Origin of the sequence: Klebsiella planticola ATCC 33531, assembly GCF_000735435.1 — a bacterium.
Classification (GTDB): domain Bacteria; phylum Pseudomonadota; class Gammaproteobacteria; order Enterobacterales; family Enterobacteriaceae; genus Klebsiella; species Klebsiella planticola.
On the sequence record NZ_JMPP01000018.1, the window covers coordinates 97,339 to 115,861 of the forward strand.

At 55.7% G+C, this 18,523-nt stretch carries 19 protein-coding genes; 10 read left to right on the forward strand and 9 right to left on the reverse strand.

Annotated elements, in window-relative coordinates:
* Complete coding sequence (gene yghB, locus GRPL_RS17750; RefSeq protein ID WP_032690694.1) at nt 1–660, reverse strand: DedA family general envelope maintenance protein YghB; 660 nt, start codon at nt 658–660, stop codon at nt 1–3.
* Nucleotides 661–790: 130 nt separating this feature from the next.
* A complete protein-coding gene (metC, locus tag GRPL_RS17745) occupies nt 791–1,978 on the reverse strand; it encodes a cystathionine beta-lyase (protein WP_032698770.1) in 1,188 nt (395 codons plus the stop codon).
* A 251-nt stretch (nt 1,979–2,229) separates the two neighbouring features.
* On the opposite strand from metC, the gene exbB reads away from it, so the two are divergent.
* The 3 genes from exbB to GRPL_RS17730 all read left to right on the forward strand — a co-directional run bounded on the left by exbB (nt 2,230) and on the right by GRPL_RS17730 (nt 4,022).
* The gene (gene exbB, locus GRPL_RS17740; protein ID WP_032690696.1) at nt 2,230–2,961 is read left to right on the forward strand and encodes a tol-pal system-associated acyl-CoA thioesterase; all 732 of its coding nucleotides are present in this window, start codon (nt 2,230–2,232) and stop codon (nt 2,959–2,961) included.
* A gap of 6 nt (nt 2,962–2,967) precedes the next feature.
* Nucleotides 2,968–3,393 carry a TonB system transport protein ExbD gene (gene exbD / locus GRPL_RS17735; RefSeq protein WP_032690697.1) on the forward strand — a complete coding sequence of 142 codons (426 nt, stop codon included), beginning with the start codon at nt 2,968–2,970 and terminating at the stop codon, nt 3,391–3,393.
* Nucleotides 3,394–3,527: 134 nt separating this feature from the next.
* Nucleotides 3,528–4,022, forward strand: coding sequence for a TIGR00645 family protein (locus GRPL_RS17730; RefSeq protein WP_032690698.1), 495 nt, complete (start codon nt 3,528–3,530; stop codon nt 4,020–4,022).
* Between the two features lie 39 nt (nt 4,023–4,061).
* Here the strand turns inward: GRPL_RS17730 and mgrA are convergent, their stop codons facing one another.
* Nucleotides 4,062–5,102 (reverse strand): L-glyceraldehyde 3-phosphate reductase, encoded by a 1,041-nt coding sequence (gene mgrA, locus GRPL_RS17725; protein ID WP_032697563.1) that lies wholly within the window; start codon nt 5,100–5,102, stop codon nt 4,062–4,064.
* A gap of 147 nt (nt 5,103–5,249) precedes the next feature.
* Here mgrA and yghX point away from each other — a divergent pair, with 147 nt between their 5' ends.
* Nucleotides 5,250–6,137: a YghX family hydrolase gene (gene yghX, locus GRPL_RS17720; RefSeq protein ID WP_032698874.1), complete on the forward strand. Its 888-nt coding sequence runs from the start codon at nt 5,250–5,252 to the stop codon at nt 6,135–6,137.
* A 77-nt stretch (nt 6,138–6,214) separates the two neighbouring features.
* The gene (locus GRPL_RS17715; RefSeq protein ID WP_032690703.1) at nt 6,215–6,502 is read left to right on the forward strand and encodes a DUF2623 family protein; all 288 of its coding nucleotides are present in this window, start codon (nt 6,215–6,217) and stop codon (nt 6,500–6,502) included.
* Between the two features lie 34 nt (nt 6,503–6,536).
* Here the strand turns inward: GRPL_RS17715 and yghU are convergent, their stop codons facing one another.
* On the reverse strand, nt 6,537–7,403 hold the full coding sequence (yghU, locus tag GRPL_RS17710; RefSeq protein WP_032690704.1) for a glutathione-dependent disulfide-bond oxidoreductase: 867 nt from the start codon (nt 7,401–7,403) through the stop codon (nt 6,537–6,539).
* A gap of 116 nt (nt 7,404–7,519) precedes the next feature.
* Nucleotides 7,520–8,080 carry a DsbA family protein gene (locus tag GRPL_RS17705; RefSeq protein ID WP_004867687.1) on the reverse strand — a complete coding sequence of 187 codons (561 nt, stop codon included), beginning with the start codon at nt 8,078–8,080 and terminating at the stop codon, nt 7,520–7,522.
* A gap of 68 nt (nt 8,081–8,148) precedes the next feature.
* Here GRPL_RS17705 and GRPL_RS28495 point away from each other — a divergent pair, with 68 nt between their 5' ends.
* The 3 genes from GRPL_RS28495 to GRPL_RS17695 all read left to right on the forward strand — a co-directional run bounded on the left by GRPL_RS28495 (nt 8,149) and on the right by GRPL_RS17695 (nt 11,512).
* Nucleotides 8,149–8,283, forward strand: a complete 135-nt coding sequence (locus GRPL_RS28495; RefSeq protein WP_306417341.1) for a hypothetical protein — start codon at nt 8,149–8,151, stop codon at nt 8,281–8,283.
* A gap of 75 nt (nt 8,284–8,358) precedes the next feature.
* Entirely contained in the window at nt 8,359–10,230 is a 1,872-nt protein-coding gene (gss, locus tag GRPL_RS17700; RefSeq protein ID WP_032690705.1) for a bifunctional glutathionylspermidine amidase/synthase, read from the forward strand.
* 100 nt (nt 10,231–10,330) lie between these two features.
* On the forward strand, nt 10,331–11,512 hold the full coding sequence (locus GRPL_RS17695; RefSeq protein WP_032690706.1) for an aminotransferase-like domain-containing protein: 1,182 nt from the start codon (nt 10,331–10,333) through the stop codon (nt 11,510–11,512).
* A 163-nt stretch (nt 11,513–11,675) separates the two neighbouring features.
* On the opposite strand, the gene GRPL_RS17690 is transcribed toward GRPL_RS17695, so the two are convergent.
* The 4 genes from GRPL_RS17690 to GRPL_RS17675 all read right to left on the reverse strand — a co-directional run bounded on the left by GRPL_RS17690 (nt 11,676) and on the right by GRPL_RS17675 (nt 15,436).
* Nucleotides 11,676–11,864: a hypothetical protein gene (locus GRPL_RS17690; RefSeq protein WP_032690707.1), complete on the reverse strand. Its 189-nt coding sequence runs from the start codon at nt 11,862–11,864 to the stop codon at nt 11,676–11,678.
* Between the two features lie 182 nt (nt 11,865–12,046).
* Nucleotides 12,047–12,379 carry a hypothetical protein gene (locus tag GRPL_RS17685; RefSeq protein WP_032698771.1) on the reverse strand — a complete coding sequence of 111 codons (333 nt, stop codon included), beginning with the start codon at nt 12,377–12,379 and terminating at the stop codon, nt 12,047–12,049.
* A gap of 135 nt (nt 12,380–12,514) precedes the next feature.
* Nucleotides 12,515–13,897 carry an aspartate aminotransferase family protein gene (locus GRPL_RS17680; protein WP_032698773.1) on the reverse strand — a complete coding sequence of 461 codons (1,383 nt, stop codon included), beginning with the start codon at nt 13,895–13,897 and terminating at the stop codon, nt 12,515–12,517.
* 48 nt (nt 13,898–13,945) lie between these two features.
* Nucleotides 13,946–15,436, reverse strand: coding sequence for an aldehyde dehydrogenase (locus tag GRPL_RS17675; RefSeq protein ID WP_032697635.1), 1,491 nt, complete (start codon nt 15,434–15,436; stop codon nt 13,946–13,948).
* A 538-nt stretch (nt 15,437–15,974) separates the two neighbouring features.
* Between GRPL_RS17675 and GRPL_RS17670 the strand changes: the two genes are divergently transcribed.
* Together GRPL_RS17670 and GRPL_RS17665 are read left to right on the forward strand one after the other, a co-directional pair.
* Entirely contained in the window at nt 15,975–16,904 is a 930-nt protein-coding gene (locus tag GRPL_RS17670; protein WP_032698774.1) for a LysR family transcriptional regulator, read from the forward strand.
* A 344-nt stretch (nt 16,905–17,248) separates the two neighbouring features.
* Nucleotides 17,249–18,514, forward strand: a complete 1,266-nt coding sequence (locus GRPL_RS17665; RefSeq protein WP_032698775.1) for a flavin-containing monooxygenase — start codon at nt 17,249–17,251, stop codon at nt 18,512–18,514.
* Nucleotides 18,515–18,523: the final 9 nt, after the last annotated feature.

An 18,523-nucleotide genomic window follows, 5' to 3' on the forward strand; every position in this document is an offset into this window, starting at 1 on the left:
TCAGGCGTTACAGAATTTTTTCTTGATAACCACGACCACGGTACCCACCAGCCCGGCCACCAGCAGCGCGATGGGCAGAATCATCAGGCAGGTCATGACCTGGTCTTCATGTCGCTTCACGAACGGGATCATGCTGAGCGCATAGCCCAGACCGGTAACCACGCCGACCCACAGCAGCGCGCTGAGCCAGTTGAAGAACTGAAAGCGGCGGTTGGAGAGCCCGGAAATGCCGGCCATCGTTGGCAGCAGGGTGCGCACGAAGGCGAGGAAACGACCGGCCAGCAGCGCCAGAAGACCATGTTTATCAAACATACAGGTCGCGCGCTGATGGTACTTCTGCGGCAGATGGGCGAGCCAGCCTTTGACGGTTTCGGTATTGCCAAGCCAGCGCCCTTGCAGATAGCTCAGCCAGCAGCCAAGGCTGGCAGCGGCGGTAAGGATGGCAAGAGTCGGCACAAAGTCCATGACGCCTTTGGCTATGAGCGCGCCGGCGAGCAGCAGCAGGCTGTCCCCGGGTAAAAATGAAGCGGGTAGCAGACCGTTTTCCAGAAACAATGTCATGAACATGACCAGATATACAACGCCCACGACCTGGGGGTTTGCCAGCGCGGCAAAATCATGTTGCCACAGGGCGGCGACAATCTCTTGAATGACAACCATGGACTTTCCTAAGTGGTACCGTATTTTTGATTAGTGTACTCCTGAAGAGCCCCGAACACCTTGATCTCGGGCGCAACAACAGCGGCCGCCTTACGCAGAACGTCCGCTATTGTTGCCACTCGCTGTCACTTTACACGATACGGGAGAAGCCTGCCGCTAAATCCGCCAGCAGATCGTCAACATTTTCTAAACCGATATGGACGCGAATCAGCGTGCCGCTGAAATCGACTTCAGCTTCCGGACGAATTGAGGCGATTTGTTCCGGCTGATTAGCCAGAATCAGCGATTCAAAGCCGCCCCAGGAGTAGGCCATGCTGAACAAGCTGAAGTTGTCGAGATATGCAGCAAGCCCGGCATCGGTCAGGCGCTTATTGAGGACAAAAGAGAACAGGCCGCTGCTGCCGGTAAAATCGCGCTTCCAGAACTCATGGCCCTTGCTGCCCGGTAGCGCAGGGTGGTTGACGCGCGCGACCTGCGGATGTTGCGCCAGCCATTCGGCGATACGCAGGCTGCTTTCGTGATGCTGACGCAGGCGGACGCCCAGGGTGCGCAGGCCGCGGCTGGTCATATAGGCGGTATCCGCATCGACCATTTGTCCCATCAGGTAGGCATTTTCCCGCAGCTGATCCCAACAGCGCGCGTTGGATACCGCGGTGCCGACCATCGCATCAGAGTGGCCTATCAGGTATTTCGTCCCGGCCTGGATGGAGATATCGACGCCAAAATCCAGCGCTTTAAACAGCACGCCGGCGGCCCAGGTGTTGTCGATCATGATAATCGCCTGCGGGGCAACGCGGCGTACGGCCGCAACGATTGCCGGAACGTCGTGCACTTCCATGGTGATAGAACCGGGTGACTCCAGGAACACCACTCGGGTGTTCGGCTGAATCTGGCGGGCGATATCGGCGCCAATCAGCGGATCGAACCAGCTGGTGGTTACGCCGAGCTTCGCGAGGATTTTAGTGCAAAAGTCCTGGCTGGGCTCATACGCGGTGTTGGTCATCAGGACATGGTCGCCCTGTTCAACGAAGGCCAGAATGGTATTGGCAACGGCTGCGGCGCCGCAGGGAAACAGCGCGCATCCGGCGCCACCTTCCAGTTCGCACATGGCTTCCTGTAGCGAAAAGTGGGTCAATGTCCCGCGACGGCCGTAAAACAGCTCGCCTTTTGCCCGGTTGCGGGTGGCGTGTTTTTTGGCTTCGACAGTCTCGAACACCAGCGATGAAGCCCGCTGAATCACGCTGTTGACCGAGCCCTGAGTATATTTTTTACTGCGCCCGGCATTGACCAGCGCGGTATCAAGATGTTTATCAGCCATGTTTTTTTTACCTGGTTTTATACGTCTGGACGTCTAAACTAGCATGAATGACTCAAGCTGTACCGGGGAATGGCCGATACGGGCAAAAATTTTGCGAAATCCGCGGTCGGCCACTTTTTTACTGCGTAAGCGCAAGGAATCTAAACGTGATTTGCTGCACAGTGTAAATACTAATGAGAACCACTATCAATTCGATGCTTTTTTGATATTATTGTGCTCAGATTTTGTGATTGACGTCCTGGAGATTCAGCGTGGGTAATAATTTGATGCAGGCGGACCTGTCCGTTTGGGGTATGTATCATCATGCCGATATTGTCGTTAAGGTCGTGATGATTGGCCTGATTTTGGCGTCGATAGTCACTTGGGCTATCTTTTTCGGCAAAGGTGCTGAAATCCTCTCCAGTAAGCGCCGCCTCAAGCGCGAACAGCAGCAGCTCAGCGATGCTCGTTCCCTCGATCAGGCCAGCGATATCGCAAACAGTTTCCACCCGAAAAGCTTAAGCACCCAGCTTATCAACGAAGCGCAGAACGAGCTGGTGCTCTCTGAAGGCGTCGAAGATAACGAAGGGATTAAAGAGCGTACCGGTTTCCGCCTTGAGCGTCGCGTGGCGTTCGTCGGCCGTTATATGGGCCGCGGCAACGGCTATCTGGCGACCATCGGGGCGATTTCCCCGTTCGTCGGCCTGTTTGGTACCGTCTGGGGTATCATGAACAGCTTTATCGGCATTGCGCAGACGCAGACGACTAACCTTGCGGTAGTTGCACCGGGCATCGCTGAAGCGCTGCTGGCGACCGCCATCGGCCTGTTTGCGGCGATTCCTGCCGTGGTTATCTATAACATTTTTGCCCGCATGATCGGCAGCTACAAAGCGTCGCTCGGCGATGTCGCCGCGCAGGTGCTGCTGCTGCAAAGCCGTGACCTGGATCTGAGCGCCAGCGGCGTAAAACCGGTCCGTACCGCGCAAAAATTACGAGTAGGTTAATGCTTTATGGCAATGCATTTTAACGAAAACCTCGATGATAACGGCGAAATGCATGACATTAACGTCACGCCGTTTATTGACGTCATGCTGGTGCTGTTGATCATCTTTATGGTGGCGGCACCGCTGGCGACCGTGGATGTGAAGGTCAACCTTCCGGCCTCCTCAAGTCAGCCGCAGCCGCGTCCGGAAAAGCCGATTTATCTGTCGGTGAAAGCGGATAAAACGATGTTCCTCGGCAACGATGCCATTACCGAAGAGAGCATGATCGGCGCGCTGGATACGCTGACTGAAGGGAAGAAAGACACCACCGTCTTCTTCCGCGCGGACAAAACCGTGGATTATGAGACGATGATGAAGGTCATGGATACCCTGCACCAGGCGGGTTATCTGAAGATTGGTCTGGTGGGTGAAGAAACCGTAAAAGCGAAATAACCCTCCCGACGACGCTCCTCAGGCTGGCCATGCGCCAGCCTTTTTTATGCCTGATACGCAGCGGCGGGAGGTTGCAATCGCCATGGCGGGTTGCGATATAATGCCGAACGTTTTTTGTTAACTCACAGGATCTTATGGAACGCTTTCTGGAAAATGCTATGTATGCCTCACGCTGGTTGTTGGCGCCGGTTTATTTTGGTCTTTCGCTCGGGCTGATTGCGCTGTCGATCAAATTTTTTCAGGAGATTTTCCACGTACTGCCGCACATCTTTAGCGTGGGCGAGTCGGAGCTGATTCTGACGCTGCTGTCGCTGGTCGATATGACGCTGGTGGGCGGCCTGCTGGTGATGGTGATGTTCTCCGGCTACGAGAATTTTGTCTCCCAGCTGGATATCAATGAAGGTAAAGAAAAGCTCAGCTGGCTGGGTAAAATGGATGCCACCTCCCTGAAAAATAAAGTGGCGGCGTCGATTGTCGCCATCTCCTCTATCCATCTGCTGCGGGTGTTTATGGACGCGAAAAACGTACCGGACAACAAGCTGATGTGGTACGTCATTATCCATCTGACCTTTGTGCTGTCGGCGTTTGTGATGGGCTATCTCGATCGTCTGACCAAGGTTAAGCACTGATACACCAGCCCGGCGGGGCAGAGCCGCCGGGCTGGTGACTTATTTATCCGACGAGGTTTGCCATAAATTGAGCTGACCATCCGCGACGTGCTGGTCAATCTGCGCCAGCTCTTCTGCGCTAAACGTCAGATTTTTCAGCGCCTGTACGTTCTCCTCCAGCTGCTGCGGGCGGCTGGCGCCAATCAGCACCGAGGTCACACGGCGGTCTTTCAGCAGCCAGCTCAGCGCCATCTGCGCCATGCTCTGCCCGCGGCGGTGGGCCATCTCCTGCAATAAACGCAGACTGTTCAGATTTGACTCACTGAGCATATTTTCCGTCAGGCCGCGCGCTCTTTTGCCTTCGTAGAACATCCGCGAACCCTCCGGGATCTGCTGGAGATATTTACCGGTCAGCAGGCCCTGCGCCAGCGGTGTAAAGGCGATGCAGCCGACGCCGTTCTCCTCCAGCGTATCCAGCAGTCCGCTGGTGTCGACCCAGCGGTTGAGCAGGTTATAAGACGGCTGGTGAATAAGCAGCGGGATCTTCCAGTCGCGCAAAAGGGCGGCCATTTGCTGCGTACGTTCCGGCGAATAGGAGGAGATGCCGACATACAAGGCTTTACCGCTCTGTACCGCCTGCGCCAGCGCTGCGGCAGTCTCTTCCATCGGCGTATTTTCATCGACGCGATGCGAATAGAAAATATCGACGTAATCCAGTCCCATCCGCTGCAGGCTCTGATCGAGGCTGGCGAGCAGATATTTTCGCGAACTACCGTTGCCATAGGGGCCTGGCCACATGGAGTAGCCTGCTTTCGTCGCCACAATCAGCTCGTCGCGATAGGCGGCAAAATCCTCGCGCAGCAGGCGGCCAAAATTTTCCTCCGCGCTGCCGGGCGGCGGCCCGTAGTTATTCGCCAGATCGAAATGGGTAATGCCCAGGTCAAAGGCCTTGCGCAGCAGGGCGCGTTGGTCATCCAGCGCGTGACCGTGGCTAAAGTTGTGCCACAGTCCCAGCGACAAGAGGGGCAATTGCAGGCCGCTTTTACCGCAGTAGCGGTACTGCATGCGATCGTAGCGGGTGGCGTCAGCTAACCAGGACATGATCTCTCCTTATAAATTAAAACGTCGTTTCCATTTTAACTGGTATGGCACGCCGGCAGCGTTTGCTGGATCACAATGCGTAAGATTGCTGGCGTCACCGCGAGCTTATGCTTTGCTTAAAAGGGGTTAATTTCCGGAGAAGAGATGATGACGCGACTGACGGCGAAAGATTTTCCGCAAGAGCTGCTGGAGTACTACGACTATTACGCACACGGCAAAATCAGCAAGAGGGAGTTTTTACAGATGGCCGGGAAGTACGCCGTCGGTGGCATGACCGCCCTGGCACTGTTTAATCTGCTGAAACCCAACTATGCGCTTGCCGGGCAGGTCTCGTTTACCGACCCGGATATTCATGCGGAATATATTCGCTATCCTTCGCCCGAAGGGCACGGAGAGGTGCGCGGCTATCTGGTGATGCCGACGAAACCCACCGTAAAACCGGCGTCGGTGATCGTCGTGCATGAGAATCGCGGGCTGAATCCCTATATCGAAGATGTCGCCCGGCGAGTGGCCAAAGCCGGTTACATCGCGCTGGCACCGGATGGCCTGAGTTCGGTGGGCGGCTATCCCGGCAATGATGACGAAGGGCGCGAGCTCCAGCAGAAAGTCGATCCGCAGAAGCTGATGAACGACTTTTTTGCCGCCGTCGCCTTTATGGAAAAGCATCCGCAGGCGAGCGGCAAAGTGGGAATAACCGGTTTTTGTTACGGCGGCGGTGTGTGCAATGCTGCCGCCGTGGCGATCCCGGAACTGGCCTGCGCGGTGCCGTTTTATGGCCGCCAGCCGCCGATCGCGGATGTCGAAAAAATCCGTGCGCCGCTGCTGCTGCACTATGCGGAGCTGGATAAGCCCATCACGGACGGTTGGCCCGCCTATGAACAAGCGCTGAAGGCGCAGCATAAAGTGTTCGAGGGCTATATCTATCCTCAGGTGAACCACGGTTTTCACAACGACTCCACGCCGCGTTACGACCGGGCCGCCGCTGAACTTGCCTGGCAGCGAACGCTGGCGTGGTTTGCCAAATATCTCGGCTAAAAAGGGCGGAAATAGCGCTGGCACTCGCTCAAAAAATCGCTATATAATTTTATATATAACGATTGGGGGTGAAAGCGATGGATAACCATTTTGGCAAAGGTTTAATGGCGGGGTTGAAGGCTTCTCAGGCTGAAAGCGCCAGCAACGCAGCCGGTTTTTGCGCGGATTATAAACGTGGGTTTGTCCTCGGTTATTCTCAGCGGATGTTTGAACAAACCGGCGATCGTCAGCTTAGCGCCTGGGAGGCCGGGATCCTCACCCGCCGTTATGGCCTGGACAGAAACATGGTCATGGACTTCTTCAGGGAAGGACATTCCTGTACCGCAATGCGTTACTTTATGGCGGGATACCGGCTGGAAAGTTAACTACCGAAGGCCGAGGCCTCCGGTAGGTGAGGCGTTATGCCTGGCGTTTGTCTTCGGTCAGGGTATCGAAGTCGCTGGCGCTGTGGCGTTCATGCAGCTGCTCGTTAAGCGGGCCGTTGGTCCGGTTGACGATACGCCCGCGTTTGACTGCCGGACGATTACCGATGTCCTGCGCCCAGCGCAGGACGTTTTTATAGCTGCCGGCGTCAAGGAATTCAGCGGCGTTATACACCCCGCCCAGCACCACATTGCCGTACCACGGCCAGATAGCCATATCAGCGATCGTGTACTCTTCCCCGGAAACATAGCGGTTGCGGGCGAGCTGCTTATCCAGCACGTCGAGCTGACGTTTGGCTTCCATCGTGAAGCGGTCAATCGCATACTCGATTTTCACCGGCGCATAGTTAAAGAAGTGGCCAAAACCGCCGCCGAGGAACGGGGCTGCGCCCTGTAACCAGAACAGCCAGTTAAGGGTTTCGGTCCGCCCGGCGGGATCTTTAGGCAGGAAGAAACCAAACTTCTCAGCGAGGTACAGCAGGATGCTGCCGGACTCAAATACGCGCGTCGGCGGGGTGGTGGAGTGGTCGCTCAGGGCGGGAATTTTTGAGTTGGGGTTCACCTCAACAAAACCGCTGGAGAACTGATCGCCTTCGCCAATGCGAATCAGCCAGGCATCGTATTCCGCGCCGCTCACGCCGAGCGCCAGCAGTTCTTCCAGCAGGATAGTCACCTTCTGGCCGTTTGGCGTGCCCAGGGAGTAGAGCTGCAGCGGATGTGAGCCGACCGGTAGCGCTTTTTCATGGGTTGCGCCGGAGACGGGACGGTTGATGTTGGCGAACGCGCCGCCGTTGTTTTGCTTCCACTCCCACACTTTAGGTGGTTGGTAGTTATTCTCTGACATGAGGACCTGCCTTTTTAGTGAGCCGTTGAGGGAGTGTAGCAGGAGATGCTAAGCAGGTTTAACCGTGTGAGGCTTATTGGCCCCGGTCAGCGTCGCGCAACCGGGGCGAGGGGGACTCAGGCCATAATCCGCGCGGCCCATACGCTGATATCGTCGCTGCTGCCAAGGTCCGGCTGCACCAGACCGTTGACCATAAAGGTAGGCGAGACATGAATACCGTTCTGTCGCGCGTATTTGCAATGCCATTTAATTTCAGCCTGCAGCTCAGGGCGGGCGAAGGCCGTAGAGAGCAGAACCTGGCTATAGCGCTCAATGCGCTGGATAATCTGCTGCGGCGTGGTCTCCATATTCGGCCCGCTGCAATGGTCGGTAAATTCAAACTCTTCGCGATGGTCGGCGACGGCTTTTAACACCCTGTGCGCCTGCTCTCTGCCGTGCGGGAGCGTCGAGGCGGCAAGAATGCAGCGCACGATGACGCCGGAGAAAAGATGCCACGGCTGCGACTGCAGACGAATCTTGATGGTCACATTATCCGCGCCGACTTCGTCCAGTAGCTCGTCGAGCTTATTGAATGCCCGGACGGAAAACGGGCAGGTTGGCTCAAGGAAAACCTCAAAAGTACGTGGGCCGTGGCCCCAGACCAGCGGTTGAGCCTGCAGATGCGGTTGTGCGCTCATAATCAACTCCTGACGTTGTCTCATTCTTCGTTATGATTCCCTGAATCACCCGGCTGTTGTCAACGGCAATGCAACCTGAAGTATTACGGGGAGATATTACAAATAACGATATCACTTTTACCCAAAGGCGCCGGGTTATTTTCCCGCAGGGTACGATCGCTGAATCCAATGAGTGGTATCATCATTTCACCTCTGTCTGGTAAGTGCCTGTGGCAGGATAAGAAGAGGGAGTTTTGTTCCGCCAACTGCCCGGGCTGCATTAATTTGAGGTCAGGCTAATGAGCAAAGGATCGACAAGTAGTGATGCCCCTTTTGGTACATTGTTAGGCTACGCGCCGGGGGGCGTAGCAATTTATTCATCGAATTACAGCAGTTTAAATCCGCGCGACTATCCGGATGACGCGACGTTCCGCAGCTACATCGGCAGTGAGTATATGGGGCATAAATGGCAGTGCGTTGAATTCGCGCGCCGCTTTTTGTTTCTCACCTACGGCTTTGTCTTTACCGATGTCGGCATGGCCTATGAAATCTTCTCCCTGCGTTTTCTGCGTGAAGTGGTCAATGACAATATTCTGCCGCTGCAGGCTTTCGCAAACGGCGCCCGCCGTCCGCCGATGGCCGGTTCGCTGCTGATTTGGCAAAAGGGCGGTGAGTTCAAGCATACCGGCCATGTTGCGGTGATTACGCAGCTGGTCGGCAATAAGGTCCGCATCGCCGAGCAAAACGTGATTCACGCTCCGCTGCCGCAGGGCCAGCAATGGACCCGCGAATTAACGCTGGAAGTGAAAGACGGTTTCTACACCATCAAAGATACCTTTGCCGATACGGAAATATTAGGCTGGATGATTCAGACCGCCGATACCGAGCACAGCCTGCCGCAGCCGGTGCTGCCGGGTGAAGCGATGGCGATTCAGGGCGCGAGATTGCCGAATAAAGGCCAGTTCCGCGGTAACTGGCTGAACGAGAAAGATTCGCTGCAGAAAGCCTACGTGGCCGCCAACGGTCACTTCATCAATCAAGATCCCTATCAGTACTTCACCATTACCGAAAGCGCCGAGCAGGAGCTAATCAAAGCGACCAACGAGCTGCATTTGATGTACCTGCACGCCACCGATAAGGTGATGAAAGATGACAACCTGCTGGCGCTGTTTGATATCCCTAAAATTCTCTGGCCGCGCCTGCGCCTCTCGTGGCAGCGACGCCGTCATCATATGATTACCGGCCGCATGGATTTCTGTATGGATGAGCGCGGGCTGAAGGTCTATGAATACAACGCCGACTCCGCCTCTTGTCATACCGAAGGCGGGCTGATCCTCGAACAGTGGCTGAAGCAGGGCTACTACGGCAGCGGACACAACCCGGCGGAAAATCTGCTTGATGAGCTGGCGGGCGCCTGGAAACACAGCCGCGCCCGTCCTTTCGTGCATATCATGCAGGACAAGGATCTGGAGGAGAACTACCACGCGCTGTTTATCCAGCGCTCGCTCACGCAGGCGGGGTTCGAAAGTAAGATCCTCTTTGGCCTTGATGAGCTGCACTGGGATGCCGCCGGGCAGCTGATCGACGGCGACGGGCGTCTGGTGAACTGCGTCTGGAAAACCTGGGCCTGGGAAACCGCCATCGAGCAGGTGCGTGAAGTCAGCGCCGATGAGTACGCCGCCGTGCCGATCCGTACCGGACATCCGCAAAACGCCGTGCGGCTGATCGACGTGCTGCTGCGTCCGGAAGTGCTGGTCTTCGAACCGCTGTGGACGGTGATCCCCGGTAACAAGGCCATTCTGCCGGTACTGTGGTCGCTGTTCCCGAACCACCGCTATCTGCTGGATACCGATTTTGTGGTCAACGACGAGCTGGCGAAAACCGGTTACGCGGTGAAACCTATCTCTGGCCGCTGCGGCAGCAACATTGATTTGATTGGTCCGAAAGACGAAGTGCTGGATAAAACCAGCGGGCAGTTTGTCGATCGTAAAAATATTTACCAGCAGCTCTGGTGCCTGCCGAAAGTGGATGGTAAATACATTCAGGTGTGTACGTTTACCGTCGGCGGCAACTACGGCGGTACTTGTCTGCGCGGCGATGATTCGCTGGTAGTCAAAAAAGAGAGTGATATCGAACCGTTAATTGTGCTGAAAGACAGCGACGGCCGGTAGCCGGCAGCCCGGACAGCGCCGTAAACGACCTGTCCGGGCAACAAATCCTGCAAACACGATAAGTCACAAAGACAACAACAAGACAGAAAAGGAAAATAATATGCACGACAGGCGACTCGCCGCCCGCGCGGGTGAACTCAAGCCCTCCGCCGTCCGCGAACTTCTTAAGCACAGTAAACTGCCCGGCGTTATCTCTCTGGGCGGCGGGATTCCGGCTCCGGAGCTGTTTGATACCGAAGGTCTGAATCTGGCTGTGCAACAGGTGATGAGCGGGCGCTTCAACGATGCATTTCAGTATGGTTTGACCGAAGGCTACCCGCCGCTGCGTCAGGCCGTGAGCGAACTGTGTCAGGCGCGCGGCGTTGACTGCCAGGCCAGCCATGTTTATATCACCTCCGGTTCTCAGCAATCGTTGGATATTGTCGCCCGTACGCTGCTCGATCCGGGCGATGCGGTGGTGGTTGAGCGCCCGACCTACCTGGCGGCGCTGCAGGTATTCCAGTTAGCGCAGGCCAATATTCTCAGCGTGGATACTGATGATAACGGGATGCTGGTCGAACAGCTGGCCGACCTGCTGGAAACGACCCGCGTCAAAGCGGTTTATCTGGTGCCCACCTTCGGCAACCCCGGCGGAAAAACCCTGAGCGAAGATCGCCGCCGCCGTCTGGTGGAACTGGCGAAGCAGCATGATTTTGTCATCATCGAAGACGACCCCTATGGCGAAATCAGCTTTACCGATGAAGTCCGCCGTCCGCTGTATCAGCACGCGGTTGAGCTGGGCTGTGAAGATCAGGTGGTCTACACCTCCACCTTCTCCAAAATTCTCGCTCCGGGGATGCGTATCGGCTGGATTGTGATGCCGGACTGGCTGGCGCAGCAGACGGTGATCGTCAAGCAGGCGGCGGATCTGCATACCAACATGCTGTCGCAGGTGATCACGGCGGAATATCTGGCGATGAATCGCCTGGATAACCAGATCGCGCTGATCCGTGAGGATTATCGTAAGAAGTGTGTGGCGCTGGCGGATGCGCTGGAGTCGCGACTCGGGGAGCACATTGCCTTCAGCCGACCAAAAGGCGGGATGTTCCTGTGGGCTCGCTTCCGCTATTCGTTCGATACCATGGAATGGATGAAGAAAACGCTGGCAAACGGCGTGGTGTTTGTCCCTGGCGAAGCGTTCTATCACGATAATCCGGATACCCGTACGCTGCGTCTGTCCTACTCTACGGTCTCGGAAGAAGGGCTGATGACGGCCGTTGAACGTCTGGCGAAATCGCTGTAGCTATATAAATCACTCCGCGCCGCCGGGCGGCACGGAGTGTTAATCTGGTTTAATCGCTTTCGGCGATGCGGTCATCGAGCCAAATCAGCATCAGTGAGGAGAGAAATGCAACGCCGAGTGTGCCAATAAATAGCCACATAAAGAATACCTCAGAGGTTTTTTATTATTTTTCTGCTTTTACCGGTGAGTGATTGTTTCTGTTGATCATCGTGACTTTCGTCGCGGACTGGGAGGTGGCGAGCGTGAAGAAATCATCAGCATCAATATCAAAATTCAGCACGATTTCCCTGTATTTCCCGCAGTGAATTAACTCTTTCGCTTCTTGCATACTACTTGCTGTTATTGTCGGCATCGTCTTATCTCGTGTGAAAACTGGTTAGCAAAGTAAGAGCTTGTGCATATCAGATCAACTCTTTTTTATCGCCACCGGTAAGATCTGTTTTCCTTATTTTTTAAAGGGACAGCGCGGGCAGAATACCATTGCGGGACAGGGTGCCGCCCATTGCCGTCTGGCCTGGGATTTCAAAAGCAGCGTTAACGCTGTTTTTCGCTCATCAGCTGGCGGCAGCGCTGCTGATCCTGACCAATACTCTCTTGTTCTTGTTGGCTGAGCTGCAGCCAGGTCTGACGCATACGTTCGCCAAGTGCCGGGATATAGTGGTTTTTGTGCAGCGCGTAATCGGCATTGCCGCCTTCGACAATATTTTCCATATCGCGAAGAAACGCCTGGCTATCCCGGTGGTCGATGACACAGAAAACCGAACGGTACCAGGCCATCTCTTCTTCGGAGTAGCGGGGCGTAAACCACCAGACAAGCAGCGCGATGAGCGCCAGCAGCGGAATAATAAGCGGTAATTTCTTCAGCATGGATTAGCCAGGGAGAGGAAACAGGGGGCGTAGTGTACCTGCTGCGCAAACGGGATGACATCCCGGAGGTCTTTTTTACCTCCGGGCGAGCGGGACAGGTCCCGTTAGCGCGGTTATGCGCTAACGGTAAAAGAGCTATAACAGACCGCTCTCTTTTGCGGTCCGGTCGATAGCGCGTTTGGTCTTCTCGACCAGCTCATCCAGTTCGCTGTGGCTGGCAATCAGCGCGGGAGCCATAATCATACGCCCCAGCGTAGAGCGGATAATGACCCCCTCTTCAAAGCCGATAGTCCGGCAGCGCCAGGCCAGATCGTTTTCATTCGCAAAGCGTTTGCGGGTCGACTTATCTTCGGCGAACTGCAGAGCGGCCACGAGGCCTGTGCCCTGGATTTCGCCAATCATCGGGTGGTGGCTAAACACTTCACGCAGCGTTTTTTGCAGATACGGGCCGGTATCGTCACGTACGGTGGTGACCCGGTTTTCATCGCGCAGTGCTTTCAGGTTGGCAATGGCGACGGCCGCAGCGACGGGGTGGCCGGAATAGGTCAGACCGTGGGCAAAGACGCCGCCTTTCTCAATCAGCACCTCGGCCATCCGTTTGCTCAGCACCAGGCCGCCCATTGGAACATAGCCGGAGGTCAGCCCTTTGGCGATGGAGAGCGTATCGGGCTCAAAGCCAAAATATTGATGCGCAAACCATTCGCCGGTTCTGCCAAAGCCGCCAATCACCTCATCGGCGCACAGCAGCACGTCGTATTTGCGGCAAATGCGTTGAATCTCCGGCCAGTAGCTCTCCGGCGGGAAGATCATCCCGCCCGCCCCCTGGAACGGTTCGGCGATAAAGCCCGCGACGTTCTCCGCGCCGAGCTCCAGGATCTTCTCTTCCAGCTGGCGGGCGCAGCGCAGGCCAAACTCCTGCGGCGTCAGGTTGCCGCCGTGCATATACCAGTAGGGCTCATCAATATGCGCCACGTCGGGAATCATCCCCCCCATGGCATGCATGGCTTTCATGCCCCCGAGCGCGGTGGCGGCGAGGGTAGAGCCGTGGTAGCCGTTCCAGCGGCCAATCATCACCTTTTTCTGCGGCTTATCGAGAATCTGCCAGTAGCGACGCACGGTGCGGATCAGCACTTCATTCGATTCAGAACCGGAGTTGGTGTAAATGGCGTGGCTGTAGTGCCCGGGCAGCAGGCTGAAAAGGAGTTCGGACAGCTCAATCACCGTCGGGTGCGTGGTGTGGAAGAACATATTGTAATAGGGCAGCTTCGCGAACTGCGCCGCCGCGGCATCCGCCAGATCCTGGCGGCTGTAGCCCAGCTGGGTACACCACAGTCCTGACATACCGTCCAGATACTTGTTGCCGTCATTGTCCCACAGGTACAGGCCTTCGCCGCGTACCATGACGCGCGGTCCTTCAGCGTTCAGCGCTTTCTGGTCGAGAAACGCGTGGATATGGTGTGCGGCATCCCCGCTTTGATACTCGGTGGTGGATCGCGTCGGGTGAATCGGGTAAGTCATGTTATCTCTCCTGTAAGCGGAATCAGGGCAAGGCAAGGCCGTTGCCTGCTAGCGAAACTGGAACCAGGTCGTTTTAAGGGTGGTGAATTTGTCGAAGGCATGCAGCGACAAATCCCGACCAAAACCAGACTGTTTATTGCCGCCAAACGGCACGGTGACGTCCAGCGCATCCACGGTATTGACCGATACCGTGCCGGCGTTAAGCCGTCCGGCTACGCGGTGCGCGCGGTGCAGATCGTCTGTCCAGATCGACGCGGCGAGGGCATAAATATGGTTATTAGCCAGCTCGATGGCCTGCTGTTCATCATCAAAAGGGATAGCGGCAAGCACCGGGCCGAAAATTTCATCTTTCCACAGCGACATCTCTTCGTGCACCCCATCCAGCAGCGTGGGCTGAACGTAGTTGGCGATCCCTTCAATCTCGACCTCACGGCCGCCGGTCAGCACGCGTGCGCCGGCCTGTTCGGCAGAACGGATCGCGCGTATGACCTTTTGCGCATGCGCCGCGCTGACCATCGCGCCCATTTTGGCTGCCGGATCAAAGGGGTGAGACGGTGCCCAGGCTTTCATTTTGGCCTCTACCCGGGTGATAAAGTCGGCATAAATCGCGCGTTCTACCAGCAGCCGTGAGTTGGCGGAACAGACTTCGCCCTGGTTAAAACAGATACCGAAAGCGGCTTTCTCCGCCGCCAGGTCGAGATCCTGGCAGTCAGCAAAGACGATATTGGCGCTTTTACCGCCGCACTCCAGCCAGACCTGTTTCAGGTTTGACTGCGCGGAGTAGGTCATGAAGGCCTTGCCGACGGCGGTCGAACCGGTGAAGGTGATAACATCAATATCGTTATGCAGCCCAAGCGCGGCGCCCGTTTCGGTGCCGGGACCGGTCACCACGTTCAGCACGCCTGGCGGGAGACCCGCTTCGAGCGCCAGTTCACCCAGGCGCAGTGCCGAAAAAGGCGAGTTTTCTGAGGGTTTGAGGATCACGCTGTTCCCGGCGGCCAGCGCCGGCCCGAGTTTCCAGCAGGCCAGATCGAGCGGAAAGTTCCACGGTACGATTGCCGCCACCACGCCGACCGCTTCACGAGTGAGGGTGGCGAGCGACCCGTTACGCGTGGGGGCGACCTCGGCGTAAATTTTATCGACGCTTTCAGCGTACCAGGCCAGGACGTGCGCCGCGCCGGGAATATCAACATTCAGCGCATCGTTGACCGGTTTGCCCATGCTGGCACTTTCAAGCAGCGCCAGCTCTTCACGGTGTTCGAGAATCAGCGCGGAGAGCCTGAGCAGTACGGTTTTGCGTTCCTGCGGCGCCAGAGCGGACCACACGCCGGAGGCGAAGCTGGCGCGGGATGATTTTACTGCAATATCAATATCGTCTGCTTGCAGCGCCGTCACCCCGGCGAGCACGTTATTGGTCGCCGGGTTGACGGCCGGACAGACTTTACGGCTGATGGCGAGGTAGGGACGACCATCAACGATCGCGTGGCTGATAAAGCGTTGCTCCCGCAGTTTGTCCTGCCAAAAATTTCGATCAGACATACCAGACATGCGCCTCTCCCTTGATGTGTTGCTTATTTGTTATTGATTTGTTGCTATTGATTCATGATGCAGGAGGGGGCAGCGACGAGAAAGGACTAAAAATCTAGCTAACCTCTATAAAAAACGTAGCTAGTCCCGGAAAGGGGATAATTCTCCGGGGCGTGAGGGGCGGTTATTTCTGTGACGGTATTCATAAAATTTACGCGGATGAATTTTTAATGTTTTGTATTTAAAAGGATATTATTTTTATGCTTCGCTTTTATGAGCACAGCACCCGCTGCCTTTTAAATACATTAAATATTGTTTGATTTAATAACAGGTAATGAAAAAAAGATGAATGACCCTCATTCCTTGCGATCGGATGCCGCATGCTTGTCGTTGGCTCGCAGCTTTCCTGCGCTTTGTCTGTTAATTTTCTGTAAAAGTACGACCCGCGTCGGATTGTTGATCTTTTTCCGCTGGCGGGGTTGCCGGCGACGGGGAGCATCGTTTAAAGCTATTTAGCTTATCTCTCTGAGAATAAAAAATAAGGTGTCCCATGCCCCATTTCACCCTGAAGCAGCTCAAATACTTTGTTGCCGTTGTCGAAGCAGAGAGTATTGCGGAAGCCTCCAGACAGTTACATATCGCCCAGCCGTCAATTTCCATTGCGGTTAAAACCCTGGAAGATATGTTTGAACAGCAGTTCTTTATTCGCCACCATGCGCAAGGGGTTTCGCTGACCCCCAGCGGACAACGCTTTTATGAAAAAGCGAAAGAGCTGCTGCGGCTTTCGTATCAGTTTGAGCAAAATTCAAAAGCGGATAATGAACTGGTCTCCGGCATTATTTCATTAGGCTGTTTTGAAACGGCGGCGCCGCTCTATTTACCTTCGCTGATCGCCGGATTTAAAAAAATCTATCCCGATATAACCCTCAAAATTTGCGATGGGGAGCAGCATGAAATTACTCACGGTCTGCACCGCGGTCGTTTCGATCTGGCGTTTCTCTATGATCTTGAGCTGGATAGCGCGATTCACACCGAAAGCCTCAATGCGCCGCAGAAGCCTTATGCCCTGCTGCCGGCACATCATCCGCTGGCGCAGCGGGCGACGGTGAAACTCTCCGAGCTCAATAACCTGCCGATGGTCCTGTTGGACGTGGTGCCAAGTCGAAACTATTTCATCAGTATTTTCAAAGATAAAGGGTATAACCCTCAGGTTGCCTATAGCTCGCCGTCTATTGAGATGGTGCGCTGTATGGTCGGCCAGGGGCTGGGTTTTTCCGTGCTGGTAACCCGCCCGGTTTCCGACATGACCTACGATGGCCAGCAGGTGCGCTGCGTGGAAATTCAGGACGAGATGGCGAACTCGACGCTGGTGATGGCGCACTTGCGCAGTAGCGAGCCGACCAAACCGACTAAACTATTTATGGAATATTGTCGCCATGCGGTGCTCAGCCCGGCGGACATTGATACGCGGGTGGCGTAAATTCAGCGGAGAATAAGAGACGGCTCGCCCTGTTGCGGGCCGTATCAGTCTCTGCCGGTGATGTTAAATATAAAAAAACGAGCCTCTGAATATATTTTTAATAGGCTTGATGGCTTGCGATTTATTTTTTATGAATAATCAGGCGCTCGCCGGATTATCTTTTATCGGTAATCTGCTAGAAATAATATTTTTATTCAGTAGATTCAAGATACTGCGTTCTGCATCACTATTTTATTCTCAGGTTCTAAATTTATAATAATTTACCTGCTTGTTACGGTTTATTAACCTCGGTCCTGCGCAGTGGTTTATTCCTGGCGATTGAACACCATTCGAAGGACACATTTATGACCGTAGAAAAAACGAACATTGATACGTTGATTGTTGGCGGGGGTCAGGCCGGTATTGCCATGAGTGAGCATCTGACAACGCTGGGGATCTCACATCTGGTTATCGAGAAAAACCGCATCGCCGAAGCCTGGCGAACCGGGCGCTGGGACTCGCTGGTGGCAAATGGTCCGGCGTGGCATGACCGTTTTCCGGGGATGGAATTTAAAGGGGGAAATCCCGACAGCTTCATTCCCAAAGACGATGTGGCGGAATACTTTGAAGATTACGTCAGGGCCTTCAATCTGCCGGTGCGTACCGGCGTTGAAGTCAAAAGCGCGGTGCGCAACAGCGGGCGACCGGGGTTTACCATTGAGACCACGGAGGGCGTCATTGAGGCCCAGCGTATTGTTGCCGCGACCGGGCCGTTTCAAAAACCGGTCATTCCACCGATTGCGCCGCAAGAGGGCAGCATTCATCAAATCCACTCCGCCCGATACTACAACCCGCAGCAGCTTCCTGAGGGCGCCGTGCTGGTCGTTGGCGCGGGCTCTTCCGGCGTGCAGATTGCCGACGAGCTTCAGCGTGCCGGCCGTCGGGTCTATTTATCCGTCGGCGCGCACGACCGCCCGCCGCGCGCATATCGCAACCGGGACTTCTGCTGGTGGTTGGGAGTGCTGGGCATGTGGGATGCCCCCGCCAGCGCCCCGGGCAAAGAGCATGTCACTATCGCCGTCAGCGGCGCTCATGGCGGGCACACCGTGGACTTCCGCGAGCTGGCGCATCGTGGCATCACCCTGGTCGGGCTGACGAAAGCCTTTGAATCCGGGACGGCGACCTTTCAGCCGGACCTGTGCGACAACATCCGACGCGGGGATGAGAACTACCTGGCGCTGCTGGATGCCGCAGATGCCTACATTGCGGCCAATGGTCTGGATCTGCCGGAAGAACCGGCCGCCCGCGAGTTTTTACCTGACCCGTCGTGTATGACTTCGCCGATCCTCTCCCTGAATCTCGCGGAGGCGGGGATCACCACCATTATCTGGGCGACCGGCTACGCCGTGGATTACAGCTGGCTCAACGTGAATGCTTTTAATGAGCAACGCCGTCCGCAGCATCAACGCGGCGTCTCCAGTGAACCCGGGGTCTATTTTCTCGGACTGCCGTGGCTGTCACGCCGGGGATCTACCTTCATCTGGGGCGTCTGGCATGACGCGAAACACATTGCTGACCATATTGCCACCCAGCGTAAGTACAGCCAGTACCAGGCCGCCGATCGGCGCTGAACGTTCGCC

Coding starts and splice junctions, on each gene's coding strand:
- yghB (WP_032690694.1), bottom strand. CDS start 660: ATGGTTGTCATTCAAGAGATTGTCGCCGCCCTGTGGCAACATGATTTT.
- metC (WP_032698770.1), bottom strand. CDS start 1,978: ATGGCTGATAAACATCTTGATACCGCGCTGGTCAATGCCGGGCGCAGT.
- exbD (WP_032690697.1), top strand. CDS start 2,968: ATGGCAATGCATTTTAACGAAAACCTCGATGATAACGGCGAAATGCAT.
- GRPL_RS17730 (WP_032690698.1), top strand. CDS start 3,528: ATGGAACGCTTTCTGGAAAATGCTATGTATGCCTCACGCTGGTTGTTG.
- mgrA (WP_032697563.1), bottom strand. CDS start 5,102: ATGTCCTGGTTAGCTGACGCCACCCGCTACGATCGCATGCAGTACCGC.
- yghX (WP_032698874.1), top strand. CDS start 5,250: ATGACGCGACTGACGGCGAAAGATTTTCCGCAAGAGCTGCTGGAGTAC.
- GRPL_RS17715 (WP_032690703.1), top strand. CDS start 6,215: ATGGATAACCATTTTGGCAAAGGTTTAATGGCGGGGTTGAAGGCTTCT.
- yghU (WP_032690704.1), bottom strand. CDS start 7,403: ATGTCAGAGAATAACTACCAACCACCTAAAGTGTGGGAGTGGAAGCAA.
- GRPL_RS17705 (WP_004867687.1), bottom strand. CDS start 8,080: ATGAGCGCACAACCGCATCTGCAGGCTCAACCGCTGGTCTGGGGCCAC.
- GRPL_RS28495 (WP_306417341.1), top strand. CDS start 8,149: ATGCAACCTGAAGTATTACGGGGAGATATTACAAATAACGATATCACT.
- gss (WP_032690705.1), top strand. CDS start 8,359: ATGAGCAAAGGATCGACAAGTAGTGATGCCCCTTTTGGTACATTGTTA.
- GRPL_RS17695 (WP_032690706.1), top strand. CDS start 10,331: ATGCACGACAGGCGACTCGCCGCCCGCGCGGGTGAACTCAAGCCCTCC.
- GRPL_RS17690 (WP_032690707.1), bottom strand. CDS start 11,864: ATGCCGACAATAACAGCAAGTAGTATGCAAGAAGCGAAAGAGTTAATT.
- GRPL_RS17685 (WP_032698771.1), bottom strand. CDS start 12,379: ATGCTGAAGAAATTACCGCTTATTATTCCGCTGCTGGCGCTCATCGCG.
- GRPL_RS17680 (WP_032698773.1), bottom strand. CDS start 13,897: ATGACTTACCCGATTCACCCGACGCGATCCACCACCGAGTATCAAAGC.
- GRPL_RS17675 (WP_032697635.1), bottom strand. CDS start 15,436: ATGTCTGATCGAAATTTTTGGCAGGACAAACTGCGGGAGCAACGCTTT.
- GRPL_RS17670 (WP_032698774.1), top strand. CDS start 15,975: ATGCCCCATTTCACCCTGAAGCAGCTCAAATACTTTGTTGCCGTTGTC.
- GRPL_RS17665 (WP_032698775.1), top strand. CDS start 17,249: ATGACCGTAGAAAAAACGAACATTGATACGTTGATTGTTGGCGGGGGT.